Here is a 22,013-nt window from a genome sequence, read left to right on the forward strand (position 1 = left end):
GTAACTGAATATTCGGCGATTAGCGCAGTTTGGTAGCGCACTTGGTTTGGGTCCAAGGGGTCGCAGGTTCAAATCCTGCATCGCCGACCACTTTATTTTTATAAATAAAAGTGGTTAAATAAAATAAAATGCGCCCTTAGCTCAGCTGGATAGAGCAACGCCCTTCTAAGGCGTGGGTCGAAGGTTCGAATCCTTCAGGGCGCACCATTTTATTGTGATATTCAAAGATTTAAATTATGGCGGTTGTAGCTCAGTTGGTAGAGCCCTGGATTGTGATTCCGGTGGTCGCGGGTTCGAGCCCCGTCAATCGCCCCAATTTAATTCTAAAAAACATAAATATAGTTCGGCGATTAGCGCAGTTTGGTAGCGCACTTGGTTTGGGTCCAAGGGGTCGCAGGTTCAAATCCTGCATCGCCGACCATTTATGAATATATTCATAAATATAGTTTACATTTGAAAATTTAGTTTCGGCGATTAGCGCAGTTTGGTAGCGCACTTGGTTTGGGTCCAAGGGGTCGCAGGTTCAAATCCTGCATCGCCGACCATCTAAAACACCCCATATTAAAAGAAATAAATACGGCGATTAGCGCAGTTTGGTAGCGCACTTGGTTTGGGTCCAAGGGGTCGCAGGTTCAAATCCTGCATCGCCGACCATTTCTAAAGACTTCTATCTACATATTATCTATATCTAATTAATCATTTTTTCATTCAAGATACTTATTCAATTTGTGCTACACAGCTTATTTATCCTTAGTTTTTATAAAATCACCATTCAAAAATTTTAATTTGTCACTCTTATTTAAAAAATCATATTGGTTACTCGACTATCTGAATATTTACGCTATAATGCCGCGACTAATATTAAATAAAAAACGTCTACGGACGATCAAGCAGTAATTTTTATTGTTTGAAAGGAAGGCGTATTGAACGCCAAAATATATAGATTGAGGTAAATCATGCAAGTTTCTGTTGAGACGACTCAAGGCCTAGAGCGCCGTTTGACTATCACTGTTCCAGCTGTGAACATCGATACTGAAGTAAAAAAACGCTTACAACAATTATCAAAAACTCAACGTATTGATGGTTTCCGCGCAGGTAAAGTTCCAGTTTCTGTAATCAAAAAACGTTACGGTGCAGCTGTACACCAAGAAGTTGCTGGTGAACTTATGCAACGTCATTACATTGATGCTGTTGTTGCTGAGAAATTAAACCCAGCAGGCGCACCTACTTTTGCTCCTAAAGCATTAGAAGCAGGTAAAGACCTAGAATTCGCTGCAACTTTAGAAGTTTACCCTGAAGTTGAATTAAAAGATTTAGAAACTATCAAAGTTGAAAAGCCAGCTGTTACTGTAACTGACGCTGATCTTGAAAACATGTTAGAAACTTTACGTAAGCAACACGCTAACTGGACTGTATCTGAAGATGCTGCGTCAGAAAGCGCTCGTGTTACTATCGATTTCATCGGTAAAGTTGACGGTGAAGAGTTTGAAGGTGGCAAATCTGAAGATTTCCCTCTAGAACTTGGCCAAGGTCGTATGATCCCAGGTTTCGAAGATAACATCATAGGTAAAAAAGCAGGCGAAGAATTAGTTGCTTCTGTAACTTTCCCTGAAGAATACCACGCTGAAAACCTTAAAGGTAAAGACGCTGAGTTCGCAATCACAGTTAAAAAAGTTGAAGTTCAAGAATTACCAGAGCTTAACGACGAATTTGCTGTTGTATTCGGTGTAGCTGAAGGCGGTGTTGACGCACTTAAAGTTGAAGTTAAAAAGAACATGACTCGTGAACTTGACCAAGCTGTTAAAGCGAAAGTTAAAGAGCAAGTAATCGAAGGTCTTTTATCAACTAATGATGTTGAAGTACCAAGCGCTTTAGTTTCTCAAGAAGTTGATACTTTACGTCAGCAAGCTGCACAACGTTTTGGTGGCGACGCTAAAAACATGCCTGAGCTTCCTGCTGAATTATTTAAAGAGCAAGCTGAGAAGCGTGTTAAGACTGGCCTATTATTAGGTGAAGTGATCAAATCAAACGAAATCAAAGTTGATGATTCTAAAGTTGAAGAACTTATCTCAACTATGGCTTCTGCATATGAAGATCCAACTGAAGTTGTTGAGTACTACAAATCTAACGAGCAAATGATGCAGCAAATGCGCAATGTTGCTATGGAAGAGCAAGCTGTAGAGACTCTTTTAGCAAAAGCAACTATCTCAGATGTTGAGACTGCTTTTGATGATATTATGAACCCACAAGCGGCTCAATAATACACCTTTAGCATAAAGTCATTGACTTAAATCTCTGCTAAAGTTTAAATGGCTCGTGTATCTGTGTTATTTCACTTGATACTCGGGCCTTTTTACATTTTAGCCTATAATTTTTCTCCTAATAAAAAGCGAATAAGGAAATTGATTTAAATGTTTAATAATATTACAGCTCCTTCAGACGCATTAGTTCCTATGGTTGTTGAACAGACACCAAAAGGCGAGCGCTCTTATGATATTTATTCTCGATTACTAAAAGAGCGAGTTATATTTCTGACTGGTCAAGTTGAAGATAATATGGCTGACTTAATTGTTGCCCAATTATTATTTTTAGAATCAGAAAATCCAGAAAAGGATATTTTCATCTATATCAATTCGCCAGGTGGTTCAGTGACTGCTGGAATGGCAATTTATGATACGATGAATTTCATCAAACCAAATATTAGTACTGTATGCGTTGGTCAAGCAGCAAGTATGGGGGCTTTTTTATTATCAGGTGGCACAAAAGGTAAGCGTTTTTGTTTACCCAATGCACGCGTGATGATACACCAACCTTTAGGTGGGTTCCAAGGCCAGGCATCTGATTTTGAAATTCATGCTAAAGAAATCCTGTCTATTAAAGATAAGTTAAATAGATTACTTGCAGAACATAGTGGGCAACCATTAGAAGTTGTTGCAAACGATACAGATCGTGATAACTTTATGAGTGCTGAACAAGCTGTTGAATATGGCATCGTTGATGCTGTACTTACACAACGCGATTAGTGCAAAATAAACGAATAATTAAATAAGTGTGCGCATCTAAGATTTTTTTACTAATATTTTAGTATAAAGAGCTTAGTGATGCGCTAGGAAAGAGGTAGCTTAATGTCCGACACTACTGACGGCGATAAGAACAGTAAACTTTTATACTGCTCATTCTGTGGCAAAAGCCAACATGAAGTACGCAAATTAATAGCAGGTCCGTCTGTTTATGTTTGTGATGAGTGTGTAGAGCTATGTAATGATATTATCAGGGAAGAGATACAAGATATTGCTCCTAAGCATATCGCATCTGAAAAGCTGCCTGTGCCAAAAGAGATACGCGCACACCTTGATGACTATGTTATAGGCCAAGAGCATGCTAAGAAAGTATTGTCTGTTGCTGTTTATAACCATTACAAGCGTTTAAAAAATCAATCTACAACAACATCTTCGGTTGAATTAGGTAAAAGTAATATTTTACTTATTGGGCCTACAGGTAGTGGTAAAACTCTATTAGCTGAAACATTAGCTAAATTATTAGATGTACCATTTACAATGGCTGATGCAACAACATTAACTGAAGCTGGTTATGTTGGTGAGGATGTTGAAAACATCATTCAAAAATTACTGCAAAAATGTGATTATGATGTAGATAAAGCACAACGTGGTATCGTTTACGTTGATGAAATTGATAAAATTTCACGTAAATCAGATAATCCATCTATTACCCGTGATGTATCAGGTGAAGGTGTTCAGCAAGCTTTACTTAAACTTATTGAAGGGACTGTTGCATCTGTGCCACCTCAAGGTGGTAGAAAACACCCACAACAAGAGTTTTTACAAGTTGATACTTCTAAAATCTTATTTATTTGTGGCGGCGCATTTGCCGGCTTAGATAAAGTTGTTGAAGCTCGTGGTCATAAAAATACGGGTATTGGTTTTGGTGTAGATGTTAAATCATCAGAGAAAACACAAACGTTAAGTGATAACTTAAAAGATGTGCAACCTGAAGATTTAATCAAATTTGGTTTAATTCCTGAATTTATCGGTCGTTTACCTGTTGTTGCCACTTTAGGTGAGTTAGATCAAGATGCCTTGATCCAAATATTAAACGAACCTAAAAATGCATTAACAAAGCAGTATGATGCCTTGTTCCAAATGGAAGATGTTGGACTTGAATTCCGCGAAGATGCATTAATTGCAATTGCTGAAAAAGCAATGGAAAGAAAGACAGGCGCACGTGGTTTACGTTCGATTGTTGAAGCCGTGTTACTTGATATCATGTATGAATTACCTTCTATGGAAAATGTTAGCAAGGTCGTTATAGATGAAACAGTAATTAAAGGTGAGTCTGATCCTATATTAATTTATGAAAACCCACCTACAGATAAAGCAGTATCTGAATAGCTTAATTTTTAGCTGGTTTAGTATATAAAACAAACAAAAAGGAACCATTCGGTTCCTTTTTTCATAAAATGATTGATCTTTAGTTTAGTTATCCCCATATTCAATTCATGCCCTTTTTTTTTAAATACCAATGCAAATAAATTATAAGTAAAAAAACGTAATTTTTTGTATTGATATCAGCCTCAAGAGAATAATAATGACGCTTGAACGAACTGATTGTGTTGAGATTCCAGTATTAGCCCTAAGAGATGTGGTTGTTTACCCGCATATGGTGATCCCTTTATTTGTTGGACGTGAAAAATCTATCAAATGCTTAGAAGCGGCAATGGACAATGACAAACAAATATTTTTAGTAGCACAAAAAGATGCCAGCATTGATGAACCTGAAGTTGAAGATGTTTATCAGGTTGGTACGATTGCAACGATCCTACAATTATTAAAGCTACCTGATGGTACTGTTAAAGTCTTAGTTGAGGGCACACAGCGTGCTCAAATTACAGAGTTTACTCAAACTGATGAATTTTTCATTGCGAAGTCGCAATATATCGTATCAGAAGAAATTGACGAGCAAGAGCATGATGTATTTATTCGTAGTGCTGTTAGTCAATTTGAAGGCTACGTTAAACTTAATAAGAAAATCCCACCTGAAGTACTGACATCAGTTTCAGGAATAGATGAGCCTGCACGTTTGGCTGATACTATGGCGGCACATATGCCATTAAAAGTAGCTGAAAAACAAAAAGTACTTGAAATTGCTAATGTGACTGAACGCCTAGAGTTTTTAATGGCGCAAATGGAAGGTGAAATTGACTTACTTCAAGTAGAAAAGAAAATTCGCTCTCGTGTTAAAAAGCAAATGGAAAAAAGCCAACGAGAGTACTATTTGAATGAGCAAATGAAAGCGATTCAAAAAGAGTTAGGTGAATTAGATGATGCGCCTGATGAATTTGAAGCATTAGCTAAAAAAATAGATGAAGCAGGTATGCCTCAAGAGGCAACAGACAAAACCAAAGCTGAATTAAACAAGCTTAAAATGATGTCTCCTATGTCTGCAGAAGCCACTGTTGTTCGTTCATACATAGATTGGATGATAGGTGTTCCTTGGAAAAAACGTTCTAAAGTTAAAAAAGATTTAGCCAAAGCGCAAGAAGTACTTGATTCAGATCACCATGGTCTAGAAAAAGTTAAAGAACGCATAATGGAATATCTTGCAGTTCAACAACGTACTAATAAACTTAAAGGTCCTATCTTGTGTTTAGTCGGACCTCCTGGCGTTGGTAAAACGTCGTTAGGTCAATCAATTGCTAAATCAACGGGTCGTCAATATGTACGTATGGCACTTGGTGGTGTAAGAGATGAAGCTGAAATACGTGGTCATAGACGTACTTACATTGGTTCTATGCCAGGTAAGATCATTCAAAAAATGTCAAAAGTAGGTGTTAAAAACCCATTATTCTTATTAGATGAAATTGATAAAATGTCATCTGATATGCGTGGTGACCCATCTTCTGCATTATTAGAAGTATTAGACCCAGAACAAAATACCAGCTTTAACGATCACTACCTAGAAGTAGATTACGATTTATCTGATGTGATGTTTGTAGCAACTTCTAATAGCTTTAATATTCCTGGGCCATTATTGGACCGTATGGAAGTGATTCGTTTATCAGGTTATACCGAAGATGAAAAACTAAACATTGCAACTAAACATTTACTTGTTAAACAAATTAAACGTAATGGCTTAAAGCAAAATGAAATTGAAATTGAAGATAGTGCCATTATCGGCATTATTCGATATTACACACGTGAGGCAGGTGTACGTAATCTAGAGCGTGAAATTTCAAAATTATGTCGTAAAGCAGTAAAAGAAATTTTATTGAATAAAGACATTAAAAAAGTGGTTATTAATCAAGATAACCTTGAAAACTACTTAGGTGTGCAACGCCATGATTATGGTAAAGCGGAAGGTGATGACCGTATTGGCCAAGTGACTGGTTTAGCATGGACTGAAGTAGGCGGTGATTTACTAACAATTGAATGTGCTGCAGTGCCAGGTAAAGGTAAGTTAACTCACACGGGTTCTCTTGGTGATGTTATGCAAGAGTCAATTCAAGCTGCAATGACTGTCGTTCGTAGCCGCAGTGAGAAACTTCGCATTAATGAAGATTTTTATGTGAAACGTGACATTCATGTTCATGTACCTGAAGGCGCAACACCTAAAGATGGGCCGAGTGCCGGTGCTGCTATGGTATGTGCATTAGTATCGAGCCTAACAGGTAACCCTGTGCGCTCTGATGTTGCAATGACAGGTGAAATTACACTACGTGGTGAAGTATTACCTATTGGTGGCTTAAAAGAGAAGTTATTAGCTGCACACCGTGGTGGTATTAAGACTGTTATTATTCCAAATGACAATGCAAGGGACTTAAAAGAGATCCCTGAAAATGTATTGCAAGGCTTATCAATTCACCCAGTTAAGTGGATTGATGAGGTATTAGAGCTGACTTTATTAAACCCAATTGAGAGTTTTTCAGTCGCTTCTAAGTAAATATTAACAAAAATGTTAAAAAAATTGAAAAAAGTGCTGTAAAGGGCTTTTCAAATTAAAAAGGTATGATAAGTTAGGCTCTGGTTTTTAAGTGCAGCCCTTATCCTATAAGGATTTGGCTAACTTACATCAAATTTAACTAAGATGTCGAAAGTCTTGTTTTCGATGATAATAAAAATATAAGGGGATGTTGTTGTGAATAAATCTCAACTAATAGATCAAATGGCTTCAAGTGCTGATATTTCTAAAGCTGCAGCAGGACGTGCACTAGATTCTTTCATCAATTCAGTTTCAGGCGCACTTAAAGAAGGTGATTCTGTTGCATTAGTTGGTTTTGGAACATTTTCTGTTCGTGAACGTGCTGCGCGTACTGGTCGTAATCCACAAACTGGTGCTGCAATTGAAATCGCAGCTGCAACAATTCCAGCTTTTAAAGCTGGTAAATCACTTAAAGATGCCGTTAACGCTTAATTCAACATTTAGTTGATTGTGAAAGTTAGGGATGTTTATTCCGTTAATAGCTTCAAGTAAAAAGGCGCATCTGATAAGATGCGCTTTTTTTACACCAAATTTTTCAAGTTGAATTACCAATCGGTTTCCAAGTCCAATTTAGGCTGATGCTGATTTGTAATTTTACTTGGTACATAAAGAGATAAAATAATGTTAGAAAGAATTAGAGAAGGATCACAAGGTGTAACAGCTAAGATTGTCCTTGGTTTAGTAATATTATCATTTGCCTTAGCGGGTATTGGTAGCTATTTAGGTTCACCGAACGATCAACCTGTTGCGGTTGTAAACGGACAAAAAATTAGTCAAACAACTTTTGCACGTGCTTATGAAAACGAGCGTAGTCGTTTAGAGCAACAATTTGGTGAGTACTTCTCACAAATTTCATCAGATCCAAGTTATATGGCACGTGTTCGTGAAAATGTAATCGAGCGTTTAGTACAACAAGAATTACAAACGCAGCTTGCTAACGAATTAGGTTTACGTGTAAGTGATGAAGCGTTAAAAGAAGAAATTCGTGGTATACCTTCTTTTCAAATTGCAGGTCAGTTTAGTAATGACCGTTATATTCAAGTTATTAGACAAATGAACTACCAACCAGATGCATTTCGTGATTATTTAAGAACAGAAATGACACGTAGCCAACTTGTTTCTGCAGTAGCAGGCACTGACTTTGCATTAAATGGTGAAGTAAGCTTAGCAACGCAACTTGAAGCTCAGGTACGTGATCTAGATTACTTAATTGTTTCTGCCGATAAAGTAAAAGCGGGAATTGAAGTAACAGAGACTGAAATCTCAGATTATTACACATTAAACCAATCGCAGTTTATGTCTCAAGAGCAAGTTTCTGTTGAATATGTTGAATTATCGTCAGATTCAGTCGTATTAGATACACCTATTACAGAACAAGATATTGAATTGGCTTATGAAGAAAATAAAGCTCAGTATGTTGAAGCTGAAAAACGTCGTGTTGCACATATCTTAATTGATAACAGTGAAGACGATGCTGCTGCAAAACTTAAAGCTGAAGCTGTACTTGCTAAATTGAATGCAGGTGAAGATTTTGCAAAATTAGCCGAAACAGAATCTGATGATATTGTAAGCGGTGAGCTTGGTGGTGATTTAGAATGGATTGACCGGGATATGATGGATCCTGCTTTTGAAGATGCGGCATTTGCATTAAAAGCAAAAGGTGATGTGACTGAAATAGTTAAATCTGAATTTGGTTATCATATTATTAAACTAACAGACTTATTAGCGCAACAAATCAAAACATTAGATCAAGTTAAAGAAGAATTAAAAGCGTCATTAGAAAAAGATGCTAAAACAGAGCTTTTCTACGGTAAACAAACAGAACTTGCTGAACTTGCATTTGAAGTTGCCGATTCACTTGAAGATGCTGCTGGTGCAATTGATCATGAAGTAATGTCTACTGCATTATTTAACCGTTTCAATGCGCCTGCTGCGCTAAGTAACCCAGCAGTTGTTAAAGCTGTTTTTTCTGCTGAATTAATCGAAGATGGTGTTAACTCTGAAGTCATTGAGTTAGGTGATGAGCATGTCATAGTTGTTCGTATAAAAGAGCATAAAGCTGCAGCGACTAAGCCAATGACTGAAGTATCAGAGCAAATTAAATCAACATTAGTTAACCAAAAAGCTGCCGAACTGACTAAAGAAAAATCAGATGGTTTGTATGCAAAAGTTCAAGCTGGTTCTACTTTAGCTGATATCTCAACTGAAGCTGAAGCTGAAGTTAAGCAAGTAACAGGTTTAACACGTAGCGATCGTTCAGTATCACCTGAAATTGCACAGTCAGTATTTAAACTCGCACATCCTACAGATACTGCTGTAACTGATTTAGTGTCACTTAATAATGGTGATGTTGCAATCGTTGCATTAACTAAAGTAACAGCAGCTGATGCCGTTACTGTAGAGCCACAAGTTAAGCAAAACTTCGCAACACAACAAATTAATAAAAATTATTTAGTTTTTGTTAATTCATTAAAAGCTGATGCTGAAGTAGTTGCTGCAAACTTAACTGTTGCAGAACAAAACTAAACTTCTAAATTTAATTTAGAATTAGAAAAGGCGCATTTTAATGCGCCTTTCTTGTTTGCGAAATATGCAGAGGGACTAAATGCTATTTTTAAATGAGATACTGCTCTTAGTTTATTCTACCACGTAGTATCATAAATAGAGTTGCGAAAGAGATAGATTAGCAGTTCAATAATCTTTGTGTTGCTTTACATTTATGTTGTTTAAATAGATCTAAAGTTTTACCCGATTCAATCACTTTTCCTTGGTCTAATACTAAGGTTTGATCGCTCATATGTTTAACCAAACTTAAATGATGTGTGATAAGTACATAGCTTAAACCGGTTTCTTGCTGAAGTTTCAGCAATAAATTAACTGTTTGCGCCCTTACAGAGGGATCTAAAGAAGATAAAGCTTCATCTAATACTAAAACCTTAGGTTCTAAAATTAAAGCGCGAGCGAGAGCGACACGTTGTAGTTGTCCGCCTGAAAACATATGGGGGTAATAATGTTGGTGCTCAGCTAATAAACCTACTTTTAATAAAATTTTATTAATTGTGTCTTTACATTGTAAATCATCAAAATCAGTATTCATCAAAAGAATTTCTTTTAATGTCTTACCTATTGTGATCCCTGGGTTAAGTGATTTAGATGCGTCTTGAAATATTAATCTGATATCACGACAACTGGTTTTTCTTTTACCGTCATCTTCAATAATATTACCTTCAAGTAAAATTTGACCTTTTTGGCTTATTTCAGCGCCTGCTAATATTTTAGCTAAAGTGCTTTTACCTGAACCCGTTTCGCCAATAATCGCAATTGTCTCACCTTTTGATAGGCAAAATGAGATGTTATCCAAAACTTGGAATTTTTTACGTAAAAAATATTTGTCTCGCACTTTAAATGTTTTTGATAATGCTTGAACTTTTAAGATTGGCTGCATTTTAAATTCCTTTTAGTTTTTTCTGCGGTCATTAAAGGAAAGTGGCATGCAAAGCTATGCTCTTGCTGAGAATTAAGTTTTGGTGTTTTTACACAATCTTTTTGAGCTTGAGGGCAGCGAGGGCCTAAACGACAGCCAATAGGCAAATGCTGTAATGTCGGGATTGTGCCTTTCAAAGCGTAAATCTCATGCTTGTGCTCTAAGCCTTTATTATAATCGGGTAAACTTTTTAATAAGGCACTAGTATAAGGATGATAAGGGGTTTTATATAAGATCTTAGTTGGTCCCGCTTCAACCATTTGACCGCAATACAGTACATGTAAGCCATGAGTCCAGCTCGATAGTTCTTCAAGTTCATGGCTGATCATCAATATAGACATGTTTTTTAATAAATTAAGACTTTTTAATAATCTGAACACTTGTGCTCGAGTCGTACTTTCAAGTGCAGTTGTTGGTTCATCTGCAATAAGTAATTTTGGTGAGCGGGCAATCGCCATAGCGATCATAACTTTTTGACAAATCCCATCAGATAATTCGTGTGGATAGCTGCTCAATACTTTCGTATGATCCCTAATACCCACTTTATGCAATAAAGCGATTGCACGTTCATTTCTTTGTTTATTTTTTTGCCAGAAGTATCCTTTTAGGCCTTTATCTGGAATGCTCTCAGCGATTTGATCTGCTATTTTTGCGGTAGGGTCGAGACAACTGCTAGGATCTTGATAAATCATGGCAATTTCTTGGCCAATGAGTTTTCTACGCTTTTCAGGAGAAAGCCGCATTAAGTCGATACCTTGCCAATGCATTCTATCAGCAGTGATACGCCATCGAGAATTTAATACACCAACAATTGCTTTAGCTATGAGACTTTTACCTGAGCCTGATTCGCCTACAAGCGCATGTACTTCACCTTCTTTTAAGCTCAGGCTAATTTTGTCTACAGCGCGAATAATGCCATCAGGTGTTTCTAACTCGATAGTGAGATTGCGAATATCTAATAATTGCATTGTATTTTACTCCAATAGAGCAAGACATTACTGTTTTGTTTTACTAGGGCTTTAATTAAATAATTCAAGTTAAACAACCCCCATTATATCGCTTTACGTTTTTTGAGTGCACTTCTGAGTCCATCACCAACGAGGTTAGTGGCAAGTACTGCGAAAAATAATAAAATACCCGGCAGTGCAACAGTCCAAGGCGCTAAATAAATAAAGGCTAAATTTTCAGATAAAATAGCACCCCATTCAGCGGTTGGTGGTTGTGCGCCAAGCTTTAAAAACCCTAAAGCAGAAATATCTAAAATAGCTGTTGAAAGTGACATAGTAAAAATTACCACGATATGCTCATAAATATTAGGGAAAATACCACGACTCAAAATATGCCAGCTGTTTGCGCCATCTAACCATTGCGCAACAATATAATCTTTAGATAACTCTTGCACCACTAGGTTTCTAACAGAATGAATATACTGAGGCAATAAAGCTAAAATAATTGCCCACACCGTATTTAATAAACCAGGGCCTAATAATGCAATTATAATGATAGCTAATAACAGAGAAGGAATAGACAAAGTCACGTCGAGTAAGTGATTTAAAACACTAGAGCGCACGCCTTTACTCATGCCTGCAAAAACACCTAATACAACGCCAAGTAAAGTAGTTATTAAAGCCGTTAAAATTGCCAAACCAAATGTATAAGTTGTGCCATTTATCAAGCGCGATAAAATATCTCTGCCTAGGTCGTCTGTGCCTAAAATAAATCTGACATCTCCAGCATCATTCCAAGATGGTGGTAATAATAAGGCATCGCTATGTTGCTGATTAACACCATAAGGCGCAATAACAGGGGCTAAAGTTGCCAGTATTGTTAAAGCAATAAATAACCATAACCCAACTAAAGCAACATGATTTTCTTTAAAGTGACGCCAAAGTTGGCGTAATGGCGATTTATTAAGATCTTCAGAACTAATATCTGTATTTATATTAAATTTTGCCATGAGTTTGGTTCCGGCTAATAGGGTCAAACAAAGAATGCATTAAATCGGCTGTAACCGTCGCTAAAATGATAAATGTAGAAACGGCTAATAACCCGCCCTGAATAGCTGGAAAGTCTCTTTGGTAAATACTATCAATTAACCAACGACCAATACCTGGCCAAGAAAAGATAACTTCGGTGATCATGGCTAAAGTGATCAACGTACTAAACTGTAAACCAATTTGTTTAATTACGGGTAAAAGCGCATTTCTAAGTGCGTGTCGAAAGATAAGCTGGCTTCTACTTAAACCTTTAGCTCTCGCAGTTTTTATATAGTTTTTCTCAAGTACTTCAAGCATAGAGTCTCGGGTAAAACGAATAAGTACCATTGTAGGGTAAGTAGATAAAACAATTGTTGGTAATAACAAATGTTTAATCGCATCTATAAATGCATTAAATTTATAACTCACATCGCTCAATAATATATCTATTAAAATAAAGCCTGTCACATCAGGTATTTCATATAATAAGCTCACTCTTCCAGACATAGGCAGTAAGCCTAACTGCAAACAAAAAAACATGATCATGAGCAAAGCGAGCCAAAAAACGGGTGTTGAATATCCTAATAAAGTAAGGGTATTAATGATTTTATCAGGCCACTTTTTGTAATACGCAGCTGAAATGATGCCAGCTGGAATACCAAATACAATTGATGCTAATAGCGCATATAAAGCTAATTCTAATGTTGCAGGGAATAATGCAACAATATGATCAAAAATAGGCTCTTGTGATGCAAACGATATGCCCCAATCTCCTTGACTAACTCGTGTTATAAAAGAAATAAATTGTGTTGGAATACTCTGATCTAATTTATATTTCTCAGACAAGGCATCTGATTCATGAAATGAAATATTTTGAATTCCGCTTAAATTACTTAAAGGATCGCCTGGGAACAAAAAACTTAAAGAAAATGTGAAAATGGATAAAAGTAACAGCATAAAAGAGAGTAAAATTATACGGCGAAATACATATTCTAAAGCCATTATAGTTTCCTTGCCTTAGCCAGTGATACTCCACCAAAAGACTTGATTTCTATATTTTCAACACTGGTAGAGCTCGCTTGAAAGCGCATTCCTTGTGCTATGGGTAAAAGAGGTAACTCTTGAATAACCATTTGTTGTGCTTGAAAGTAAAACTCTTTTCTTTTCTCAATTTCGATTGTATCTAATGCTTTTGATAGCAATAAATCAAACTCAGGATCACACCAATTGGCTGCATTTTTACCATTAAGTGCTGCGGCGCAACTCAATAGTGGGCTAAAAAAATTGTCAGGATCGGGTGTATCTGCTGACCAACCTAGAAGTACTGTATCGTGAGCATGCTCTTCAAGTTTTTTTATAAAGGTATTCCATTCATATTCAACAATATTAACCGTAATGCCTATTTTCTTTAAATCACTTTGTATTAACTCAGCCATTTTTCGTGCATTAGGATTGTATATTCTGGCTACTGGCATCGCCCATAAGTCCATTTTGAACCCTTCAGCTATACCGGCTTGTTGTAATAGGCGTTTGGCTAGTTCTGGATTGTAGTTTGGCATATTGACTTGGGCTTGATACGCCCATGAATCGTTTGGCAAAATAGACTCTAATCGTTTGCCATTATCTAGATATACAGCATGCATTATTTTTTCAATGTCGACAGCATGAGCAAGCGCTCTTCGTACTCGACTATCATCGAATGGGGCTTTTTGTGTATTGAAAGCCCAAAAGCCAATATTTAAATTAGTTTCTTTTTGTACTTTGATATCGTTTCTGCTGGCTAAAATAGAAAGCTGAGATGAGTTTGGATGGGGTGTGACATCACACTCATTTGTTAACATTTTTGCAATTCGTGTCGTACTATTTGGTGTAATATCATAAACCAACTGTTCTAATTCAACTGGGTGTTTCCAATACGATTTATGTTTATAGTAACGAATTAATATATCGCGTTTATAATCCTTAAATTTATAAGGACCAGTACCCACCGGAAAGTTATCTAAATTATCTAGTGTTTCATTAATTTCTAAATTCTTCGCATATTCTGCTGATAAGATCACAGAAAAGTCCGTGGCAATATTAGCTAAAAAACTGCTCTGTGCATCAAATAGTTCAAATGAAACACGATAATCAGACTCTTTGATTATGGACTTAATCAATTGATCTAAACCGATGCTTTGAAAGTAAGGATATTGCCCGCCGCCAACAAAGTGGTATGGATTATAGGCATCAAATAAGCGACTAAAAGTAAATACAACATCATCGGCATTAAAGTTTCTAGTGGGAGTAAAATAATCTGTTTGATGAAATTGCACATCTTGTCGTAATTCAAATGTGATCTTTTTTCTATCTTTTGAAATTACCCAAGACTTAGCAAGTTCAGGTAAAAACTCGCCTGTATTAGCGTCAATACTGATCAAACGGTTATATAACTGGTTTGATGTTAAATCTATTGTAGATCCTAAAGTAGTGATCTGTGGATTAAAGCTAACAGGGTTAGCTTCGGCACAGTATATTAACCCATGGCTATTTTGATTTTTAAGGGCGTGTTCAGAACAGCCTGTAAGCATAATAATGACTATGCTAAAGATGAATTTACTCACTCATCATGCCTCTTTATTTTTGTGTTTATTGAGCATTTTCTAATAAATTGTACTTTTTTAGATATCCTCTAAGCTGATGATACGTTAAACCTAGCATTTCTGCAGTCTTCTTTTGATTAAATTGACTATTTTTAAGTGCATTTTTAATCAAATCTATTTCAAATTGATTTGATAATGTCTTTAAATCACATGGAAAGTTATTTGTATTAATGTCAGGCACAGTATTAACAGCTGGTTTATGGGAAACTTCAGGGGTAACTGAATCAATATTAACAACGCGATCTTGTGTTTTTACTCGATTAACAGGGCGATATGGGCTTTTAAAAGGGTCAAGAATAATATTATGAACAGGGATGTGTGCATTAGCGCTGCGATAGACACTTCTTTCAACTGTATTTTTGAGCTCACGGATATTACCGGGCCATGGATAATCTAATAATGTTTCTTGTGCTGCGCGGGTAAAGCCACTAAATAATTCCCACTCTAGATCACGTGCCATATTTATGGCAAAGTTCTCGGCTAGCAGTAAAATATCATCTTTACGTTCGCGCAGGGGAGGGAGTGTTATGACATCAAAAGCTAATCTATCAAGTAAATCACTTCTAAATTCACCTTTTTCGGCTAATGTCGGTAAATCTTCATTTGTAGCACAAATTAAACGGGTATCTACTTTTACGGTGCTTTTACCACCAACACGTTCAAATTCACCATATTCGATCACACGAAGCAGCTTTTCTTGCACTAAACCAGAGGTATTGGCTAATTCATCTAAAAATAAGCTACCGCCATCAGCACGTTCAAATCGACCTTCATGTCTTTTACTGGCACCGGTAAAAGCGCCTGACTCATGGCCAAAAAGTTCACTTTCAAGTAAATTTTCACTTAAAGCTGCACAATTCAGTTTAACGTAACTCTGATCCCAACGTTTAGATAAGTAGTGCAAACGAGCTGCTATCAGTTCTTTACCCGTACCGCGTTCACCAATAATCATCACAGGTTTATGTAATGAGGCTACTTGTGAAACATGTTCAAGTACTTCTAAAAAACTATTAGATTGTCCAAGTAAATTATCTTGTTGTCGAAACCGGCTCATCTATGATCCTAAAATTTAGTCATTTACACTATTTAGTAGTGTATTTTAAATAATGGAGTAACAACAGTTATTTCTTAAAGTAATTATTAATTCCATTAAAACAATGTGTTATATTAATTTTTAAAGTTGGCAAGTATCTTGATACGTTAAGTTAGAAGCAAACTAAGTTAGATAAATACGATAATCAATTAGAGGTATATAATATGGGTATTTTTTCACGTTTTACAGATATCGTTAATTCTAATATTAACGCAATTTTAGATAAGGCCGAAGATCCAGAAAAAATGGTACGCCTTATCATCCAAGAGATGGAAGATACGTTAGTTGAAGTGCGTTCAACTTCAGCTAAAACAATTGCAGAAAAAAAAGAGCTTTCACGTCGCGTTGAAAGGTTAAATGCACAAGCAGATGAGTGGCAAACTAAAGCTGAGCTCGCTTTATCTAAAGATCGTGAAGATTTAGCAAGAGCTGCACTTGTTGAAAAGAAAAAGGCGACAGAAACTGCAACTGCTGCTGAAAATGAACTAAATCATGTGGAAGAGCATATTGGCAAACTACAAGCTGAAGTGACAACTTTGCAAGAAAAACTGGCAGATGCAAAAGCAAGACAAAAAGCGATTGTATTACGTCAACGCTCTGCAGAATCACGCCTTGAAGTTAAACGTACTTTAGATAGCTCTAAGGTTGATGATGCATTAAGCCGTTTTGACCGATTTGAAACTAAAATTGATGGTTTAGAGTCTCAAATTGAAGCATATGATTTAGGTAAAAAATCATTATCGGATGAGATCGCCTCATTACAACAAGAAGATAAAGTGGACGATGAGCTTGCTGCACTTAAAAAGAAAATGTCAGGTAAATCTGACAAGTAAGCAAAGTTGGTTAAAACAAGTACCAAAATTGATTTAATAAATAATAACCAAGGTTAGTTTTGGTACTAAAATCAAGGGATATAGGAGAGTAATATGAATGGTTTTGAAGCAGTAATCGCACCATTAATGGTTTTCATGATTTTTATTGCACCATTATGGCTTATTTTACATTACAGAAGTAAAAAACAAGTTAGCCAAGGTTTAAGTGAACATGAACATCGTCAACTAATTGAATTATCGAATAAAGCGGAAAAAATGGCTGAAAGGGTACAAACTCTTGAGTCCATTTTAGATGCGGAGGCACCACAATGGAGGAGTAAAGTATGAGTAAATTAAAGCGTGAACTTTATCGAGATCCAAGTCGTGGCAAAATTGCAGGTGTGTGTGCAGGTTTAAGTGATTATTTTAATATGGAGTTATGGTTAGTTCGTATTATCTTTATTTCAGCTGTTTTATTAACAGGCGGACCATTTTTTATAGTCGCTTATATTGCTTGTTGGTTTATTTTAGATAAAAAAGAGCTGTCAGCGGATGAGATTTTAAAAACGAGCGACAAGGAAGAGCGTCCTGTTGAAGTTAAATTTAAAGTTTGGCAGGCCGGTGAGCCACCAAGACGTGCGTTACAAGATTTAAAAGAGCAACTTTCTCGAGTGGATAGCAGAATTCAAACAATGGAAAAATATGTTACTTCACCAGAATTTACGGTAAGTCATGAAATTAATAAACTTTAAGGAATTTAATGCCATCAGGCGTATAGATACCCAAACCATACTATAAAATGGCTTGGGTATTTTAGTTAATGGCATTGGCTATTTATGTTAGATAAATTAATTAATACAGTTAGTTCTTCAATCAATTCACAACTTAATTCTAATAGTGCTAAAAAGCTGAAACATCAAGCGCATCAAATGTTGCATCGTAGTTTAGATCAGCATATTACGTTAGCTGTCACAGGTTTCAGTCGAAGTGGTAAAACAGCATTTATAACGGCTTTGGTAGAGCAACTTACTATGAAGGCGAGTAAAGAAAATTTACCTTTTTTTGAAGTTGTTCAGAGTGAAAGGCTGATCGCAGCGAAATCAGTACCGCAAGACGCATTAGCGCTACCTACATTTCCTTATCAAAATGCATTTGCATCCATTAAAGATGAGCAACCAAATTGGCCTGAATCAACACAAAGAATAAATACCCTAAGGTTAGCGCTAAAATATCAGCCAAATTCAGGTATCCGTGGTCAAATTAGTGATTCATCAACGCTTATTATTGATTTAATTGACTACCCAGGTGAGTGGTTGATGGATTTACCTATGTTATCCCTCAATTTTGAGCAGTGGAGTAGTCAGCAGTTAGCACTTTTACAGCAAAATCCTAGAGCACAATATGCAAGTGAATTACAAGAACAACTAGCGTCATTAGATTTAAATGCACCCGTTGATGAATCTAAATTAGCACAAATTGCATTAATGTATAAAATGCTGTTAAAACGCTTTAAAAAAGACGCAAAATTGACAATATTACAGCCTGGTCGTATGTTGATCCCAGGTGACTTAGATGGCGCTCCCTTATTAATGTTTTTCCCTGTAAATATTAATAATGAAACTGCCGTTGTTGAAGGTTCAAATTTAGCGCATCTGAAAAAACGTTATCAGGCGTATATTAAAGAAGTTGTTACACCTTTTTACCAAAATTATTTTTGTCGATTTGATCGTCAAATCATATTAGTTGATTTATTAACAGCGTTAACGCAAGGCTCAGAGGTATTAGCAGAGCAAGGTAGGGCGATTGAGCAACTGCTTGAACATTTTAATTATGGTCAATCGAGTTTTATAAAACGATTGTTTTCACCAAAAATAGATAAACTTTTATTTGCTGCAAATAAATCAGATCATTTAAGTTCAGAGCATCACAAAGACTTGGCAATATTATTAAATAGTCTTGTGCAACAAGCTCAAAATGAGCTTAAATTTAACGGTGTTGAAGTTGAAACTATGGCTATGTCATCAATTTGTGCAACAAAATCGGTAGAAGTTAAAGATAAGAATAATGTAGTTATAAAGTGTATTTATGGTAAAGAAATGCAAAGCGGTCAATGGATGACCTATTTACCCGCACAACCACCAATGAGAGCGCTTAGCCAACACGAATGGCCAAAACATGGGTTTTCATTTCCAGAATTTTATCCTCAATTAACACCCGATAATAATTTAAGGCATGTGCGCTTAGATCATGTATGTGAATTTTTATTAGGTGACAAATTAAAGTAAAACCCCTCATTATTTTGAGGTAAATGAATTAATTAAAGGAACACTCGGTGAATTCAAATAAAACAGACTACCAACAAGGTCGGGTAATTGAAACTTTAGCACAAGATGATGTTGCGCAGTTACTTGAGTCAGCAGATACATTACAAACAGGCGCTAAGATTGATGATGATACTGAACATTTCAACGAAAGCGATCTATATGATATAGAAAGTGAGCCTAGTGATGAGAATGCACCAAATATGGAAAGTGTATATAAAAATAAACCAAGTTCATTGCTTAAAAAAACATTTGTATTGAGCTTAGTAACTTTAATTATTGCAGAGCTTGGTTTAACCGTATACCAAAGCTTTAACAGCTCACTTATATTAGGTTGTTTATATAGTGCACTAATTGTAAGCGCGTTAGGTTTGATTTCTAAAGTATTTATACAAGAATATCTACAACTTAAAAGGTTAAAGTCAAATCAATTACAGCGTACTGATGCCAATAGGCTACTTCACTCACAACAAATAGGTGAGGCAATAAGTTGGCTTAATAAATTAAATCAACACCAAGAAATACCAGGATTTATTGAATTTAAAAATACGCTTGAGCCGCATCATACCGACAAAGAAGTGATGACGCTTTATAGTAATACTGTATTAACTAAACAAGACGAAAATGCACAAAAGTTGATAAATAAATACGCATTAGAATCAGGCTTAATGGTCGCGTTAAGCCCAATTGCATTAGTAGATATGGCTGCTGTTTTATGGCGTGGTACGAAATTGATTGAAAGTATAGCAAAAGTATATGGCATTCCTTTGGGATATCTGAGTCGTATAAGACTTTATCGTTTATTAGCTAAGCAAATGTTATTTGCCGGTAGTGCAGAATTGGTTTCAGACTTAGCAACAACAGCATTGGGTGCTGAAGTGGCAGGGAAAATATCTGCAAGAGCAGGCCAAGGAATAAGCGCTGGTATTTTCACAACTCGAATTGGCTATAAGGCTATGGAATTAAGTCGACCAGTACCTTTTTTAGAAAATAAAAGAAAGCTGTTAGCAAACTCGATGTCAATATTAGTTAAAGGGATAAGTAAAAGAGATTAGTGAAAAATTTAATTAATATTGTGACAATTTTAATAGATTAGATAACATCTCCTTATATTAGGAACGGGACTTGACTTTTTTGTATTATAAAGTTTACAGTTGGAGTCTCTGTATGGTCTGTTTTTACTGGTTGTAATCTTTACTCTCCTTTAATGTATTTAATTCGTTACAAGTCGGGGTGTTTTTCGCTTTTCAAATTAACTCTTGGGGGTTAATAATTCCTTAGCTTTAAAATAATATGTTCTTAACAAGTTGGGGTGCATTTTTATAATCAGCACTGCCAAAAAAGAATTATTAAAAAGGCTGAACATGTCTAAAGTAAGTCAGTATATTTCCAAAGAGCCAGATGAAAATGGTTTTATAAATTGGAGCGATGAAGAAAATGCAATTTGGTCAGAATTGATCACGCGTCAATTAAAGTGCATTGAAGGTAAAGCCTGTGATGAATATATGGCTGGGTTGAAACTTCTAAATTTGCCAACAGATAAAATTCCACAATTAGAAGATGTAAGCAAGGTTTTACGCGAATCTACCGGTTGGCAATGTGAACCTGTTCCTGCATTAATCAGTTTCGATAAGTTTTTTGAATTGCTTGCAAACAAAAAATTTCCTGTCGCTACTTTTATCCGTAGTCGAGAAGAATTTGATTATTTAAAAGAACCCGATATTTTTCATGAAATATTCGGTCACTGTGGCATGCTGACAAATAAATCGTTTGCAGATTTTACACATAAATATGGTCAAATTGGCTTACAAGCAAATAAAAAAGACCGTGTTTATTTAGCGCGTCTATACTGGTTCACCATTGAATTCGGTTTAATGATGGTTAACGATCAAATCCGTATTTATGGCGGTGGTGTGTTATCAAGTCCAGGAGAAACACAATATGTTTACTCTGGTGAAGCTAAAATTGTGCCATTAGAGGTTGTTAACGTATTACGTACACCATACCGCATTGATATTATGCAACCTATTTACCACACTATAAACTCGATTGATGACCTATTTGATATATCAAATATGGATTTAATGTCATTAGTTGAAAAAGCAAAAGCATTAGGGCTACATAAGCCATTATTTGAACCAAAAGAAAAACTAGCAAGTTAAAGGATAAAGAATGTCTGATTTAAGTGCACAAAAATGTGAAGCGTGTCGTGCTGATGCACCTCAAGTTTCAGATGAAGAATTAGCAACATTAATCAAAATGATCCCTGATTGGGTACCTGTTGTAAAAGATGGTGTAATGCAACTTGAACGTGAGTTTAAATTTAAAAACTTCAAGCTAGCACTCGCATTCACTAATAAAGTAGCGGAACTTGCGGAAGAAGAGTTTCACCACCCAGGTATTTTAACTGAATGGGGCAAAGTAACAGTTACATATTGGACTCATGCTATTAATGGTCTACACAAAAATGACTTTATTTGTGCTGCAAAAACTGATGCTTTATTAGAAGACTAAGTAGTTAATACTTAAAATTTAGTGATAGATAAAAGGCTCCTTATGGGGTCTTTTTTGTTTATGAATTTACACGTTGTCACACTCTGCTTACAGCCACATTTAACTAATAATGTAAACAGATGTGTCTTACTATGGTAATTGGAAGAGTGCATCATTATGATGAATTGTTAAAGAA

At 35.9% G+C, this 22,013-nt stretch carries 19 protein-coding genes and 6 tRNA genes; 19 read left to right on the forward strand and 6 right to left on the reverse strand.

Features of this window, described 5'->3' with window-relative positions; translation table 11 throughout:
- Window positions 1–13 precede the first annotated feature (13 nt).
- The 12 genes from KO527_RS08225 (at window position 14) to KO527_RS08280 (ending at window position 9,522) form a co-directional block, all read left to right on the forward strand.
- Window positions 14–90 (forward strand) — tRNA-Pro (locus KO527_RS08225).
- A gap of 40 nt (window positions 91–130) precedes the next feature.
- Window positions 131–207 (forward strand) — tRNA-Arg (locus KO527_RS08230).
- A gap of 32 nt (window positions 208–239) precedes the next feature.
- Window positions 240–315 (forward strand) — tRNA-His (locus tag KO527_RS08235).
- 29 nt (window positions 316–344) lie between these two features.
- Window positions 345–421, forward strand: a tRNA-Pro gene (locus tag KO527_RS08240).
- A 47-nt stretch (window positions 422–468) separates the two neighbouring features.
- Window positions 469–545 (forward strand) — tRNA-Pro (locus KO527_RS08245).
- Window positions 546–577: 32 nt separating this feature from the next.
- A tRNA-Pro gene (locus tag KO527_RS08250) sits at window positions 578–654 on the forward strand.
- Window positions 655–956: 302 nt separating this feature from the next.
- Window positions 957–2,261 (forward strand): trigger factor, encoded by a 1,305-nt coding sequence (gene tig, locus KO527_RS08255; RefSeq protein WP_042142266.1) that lies wholly within the window; start codon window positions 957–959, stop codon window positions 2,259–2,261.
- A gap of 150 nt (window positions 2,262–2,411) precedes the next feature.
- Window positions 2,412–3,023, forward strand: coding sequence for an ATP-dependent Clp endopeptidase proteolytic subunit ClpP (gene clpP, locus KO527_RS08260; RefSeq protein WP_042142264.1), 612 nt, complete (start codon window positions 2,412–2,414; stop codon window positions 3,021–3,023).
- Window positions 3,024–3,125: 102 nt separating this feature from the next.
- Window positions 3,126–4,409, forward strand: coding sequence for an ATP-dependent protease ATP-binding subunit ClpX (clpX, locus tag KO527_RS08265; protein WP_216039850.1), 1,284 nt, complete (start codon window positions 3,126–3,128; stop codon window positions 4,407–4,409).
- Between the two features lie 196 nt (window positions 4,410–4,605).
- Window positions 4,606–6,957, forward strand: a complete 2,352-nt coding sequence (gene lon / locus KO527_RS08270) for an endopeptidase La (protein ID WP_216039851.1) — start codon at window positions 4,606–4,608, stop codon at window positions 6,955–6,957.
- A gap of 195 nt (window positions 6,958–7,152) precedes the next feature.
- Entirely contained in the window at window positions 7,153–7,428 is a 276-nt protein-coding gene (locus tag KO527_RS08275; RefSeq protein WP_042142258.1) for an HU family DNA-binding protein, read from the forward strand.
- Window positions 7,429–7,617: 189 nt separating this feature from the next.
- Window positions 7,618–9,522, forward strand: coding sequence for a SurA N-terminal domain-containing protein (locus tag KO527_RS08280; protein WP_216039852.1), 1,905 nt, complete (start codon window positions 7,618–7,620; stop codon window positions 9,520–9,522).
- Between the two features lie 157 nt (window positions 9,523–9,679).
- Here KO527_RS08280 and KO527_RS08285 read toward each other — a convergent pair whose 3' ends face one another.
- The 6 genes from KO527_RS08285 to pspF form a co-directional block, all read right to left on the reverse strand.
- Window positions 9,680–10,441: an ABC transporter ATP-binding protein gene (locus tag KO527_RS08285; RefSeq protein WP_042142255.1), complete on the reverse strand. Its 762-nt coding sequence runs from the start codon at window positions 10,439–10,441 to the stop codon at window positions 9,680–9,682.
- Window positions 10,426–11,448: an oligopeptide/dipeptide ABC transporter ATP-binding protein gene (locus KO527_RS08290; RefSeq protein WP_216039853.1), complete on the reverse strand. Its 1,023-nt coding sequence runs from the start codon at window positions 11,446–11,448 to the stop codon at window positions 10,426–10,428. The genes KO527_RS08285 and KO527_RS08290 overlap by 16 nt, the downstream gene beginning before the upstream one ends.
- An 83-nt stretch (window positions 11,449–11,531) precedes the next feature.
- Window positions 11,532–12,437: an ABC transporter permease subunit gene (locus tag KO527_RS08295; protein ID WP_216039854.1), complete on the reverse strand. Its 906-nt coding sequence runs from the start codon at window positions 12,435–12,437 to the stop codon at window positions 11,532–11,534.
- Complete coding sequence (locus KO527_RS08300; protein ID WP_216039855.1) at window positions 12,424–13,458, reverse strand: ABC transporter permease; 1,035 nt, start codon at window positions 13,456–13,458, stop codon at window positions 12,424–12,426. Before KO527_RS08300 ends, KO527_RS08295 begins: the two co-directional genes overlap by 14 nt.
- Window positions 13,458–15,026: an ABC transporter substrate-binding protein gene (locus tag KO527_RS08305; protein WP_216039900.1), complete on the reverse strand. Its 1,569-nt coding sequence runs from the start codon at window positions 15,024–15,026 to the stop codon at window positions 13,458–13,460. Before KO527_RS08305 ends, KO527_RS08300 begins: the two co-directional genes overlap by 1 nt.
- A gap of 58 nt (window positions 15,027–15,084) precedes the next feature.
- Window positions 15,085–16,152 (reverse strand): phage shock protein operon transcriptional activator, encoded by a 1,068-nt coding sequence (pspF, locus tag KO527_RS08310; protein WP_216039856.1) that lies wholly within the window; start codon window positions 16,150–16,152, stop codon window positions 15,085–15,087.
- A gap of 203 nt (window positions 16,153–16,355) precedes the next feature.
- Here pspF and pspA point away from each other — a divergent pair, with 203 nt between their 5' ends.
- The 7 genes from pspA (at window position 16,356) to KO527_RS08345 (ending at window position 21,838) form a co-directional block, all read left to right on the forward strand.
- Window positions 16,356–17,024 (forward strand): phage shock protein PspA, encoded by a 669-nt coding sequence (gene pspA, locus KO527_RS08315; protein ID WP_216039857.1) that lies wholly within the window; start codon window positions 16,356–16,358, stop codon window positions 17,022–17,024.
- Window positions 17,025–17,117: 93 nt separating this feature from the next.
- A complete protein-coding gene (gene pspB, locus KO527_RS08320) occupies window positions 17,118–17,351 on the forward strand; it encodes an envelope stress response membrane protein PspB (protein WP_042142241.1) in 234 nt (77 codons plus the stop codon).
- The gene (gene pspC / locus KO527_RS08325; protein ID WP_216039858.1) at window positions 17,348–17,755 is read left to right on the forward strand and encodes an envelope stress response membrane protein PspC; all 408 of its coding nucleotides are present in this window, start codon (window positions 17,348–17,350) and stop codon (window positions 17,753–17,755) included. The genes pspB and pspC overlap by 4 nt, the downstream gene beginning before the upstream one ends.
- 84 nt (window positions 17,756–17,839) lie before the next feature.
- Entirely contained in the window at window positions 17,840–19,288 is a 1,449-nt protein-coding gene (locus tag KO527_RS08330; RefSeq protein ID WP_216039859.1) for a YcjX family protein, read from the forward strand.
- Between the two features lie 47 nt (window positions 19,289–19,335).
- A complete protein-coding gene (locus tag KO527_RS08335) occupies window positions 19,336–20,379 on the forward strand; it encodes a TIGR01620 family protein (protein ID WP_216039860.1) in 1,044 nt (347 codons plus the stop codon).
- Window positions 20,380–20,688: 309 nt separating this feature from the next.
- Window positions 20,689–21,486, forward strand: coding sequence for a phenylalanine 4-monooxygenase (gene phhA / locus KO527_RS08340; RefSeq protein ID WP_216039861.1), 798 nt, complete (start codon window positions 20,689–20,691; stop codon window positions 21,484–21,486).
- Window positions 21,487–21,496: 10 nt separating this feature from the next.
- Window positions 21,497–21,838, forward strand: a complete 342-nt coding sequence (locus KO527_RS08345; protein ID WP_216039862.1) for a 4a-hydroxytetrahydrobiopterin dehydratase — start codon at window positions 21,497–21,499, stop codon at window positions 21,836–21,838.
- The last annotated feature ends 175 nt before the right edge of the window (window positions 21,839–22,013 follow it).

Origin of the sequence: Pseudoalteromonas sp. C2R02, assembly GCF_018860845.1 — a bacterium.
Lineage (GTDB): Bacteria > Pseudomonadota > Gammaproteobacteria > Enterobacterales > Alteromonadaceae > Pseudoalteromonas.

Coding starts and splice junctions, on each gene's coding strand:
- tig (WP_042142266.1), top strand. CDS start 957: ATGCAAGTTTCTGTTGAGACGACTCAAGGCCTAGAGCGCCGTTTGACT.
- clpP (WP_042142264.1), top strand. CDS start 2,412: ATGTTTAATAATATTACAGCTCCTTCAGACGCATTAGTTCCTATGGTT.
- clpX (WP_216039850.1), top strand. CDS start 3,126: ATGTCCGACACTACTGACGGCGATAAGAACAGTAAACTTTTATACTGC.
- lon (WP_216039851.1), top strand. CDS start 4,606: ATGACGCTTGAACGAACTGATTGTGTTGAGATTCCAGTATTAGCCCTA.
- KO527_RS08280 (WP_216039852.1), top strand. CDS start 7,618: ATGTTAGAAAGAATTAGAGAAGGATCACAAGGTGTAACAGCTAAGATT.
- KO527_RS08285 (WP_042142255.1), bottom strand. CDS start 10,441: ATGCAGCCAATCTTAAAAGTTCAAGCATTATCAAAAACATTTAAAGTG.
- KO527_RS08290 (WP_216039853.1), bottom strand. CDS start 11,448: ATGCAATTATTAGATATTCGCAATCTCACTATCGAGTTAGAAACACCT.
- KO527_RS08295 (WP_216039854.1), bottom strand. CDS start 12,437: ATGGCAAAATTTAATATAAATACAGATATTAGTTCTGAAGATCTTAAT.
- KO527_RS08300 (WP_216039855.1), bottom strand. CDS start 13,458: ATGGCTTTAGAATATGTATTTCGCCGTATAATTTTACTCTCTTTTATG.
- KO527_RS08305 (WP_216039900.1), bottom strand. CDS start 15,026: ATGCTTACAGGCTGTTCTGAACACGCCCTTAAAAATCAAAATAGCCAT.
- pspF (WP_216039856.1), bottom strand. CDS start 16,152: ATGAGCCGGTTTCGACAACAAGATAATTTACTTGGACAATCTAATAGT.
- pspA (WP_216039857.1), top strand. CDS start 16,356: ATGGGTATTTTTTCACGTTTTACAGATATCGTTAATTCTAATATTAAC.
- pspB (WP_042142241.1), top strand. CDS start 17,118: ATGAATGGTTTTGAAGCAGTAATCGCACCATTAATGGTTTTCATGATT.
- pspC (WP_216039858.1), top strand. CDS start 17,348: ATGAGTAAATTAAAGCGTGAACTTTATCGAGATCCAAGTCGTGGCAAA.
- KO527_RS08330 (WP_216039859.1), top strand. CDS start 17,840: ATGTTAGATAAATTAATTAATACAGTTAGTTCTTCAATCAATTCACAA.
- phhA (WP_216039861.1), top strand. CDS start 20,689: ATGTCTAAAGTAAGTCAGTATATTTCCAAAGAGCCAGATGAAAATGGT.
- KO527_RS08345 (WP_216039862.1), top strand. CDS start 21,497: ATGTCTGATTTAAGTGCACAAAAATGTGAAGCGTGTCGTGCTGATGCA.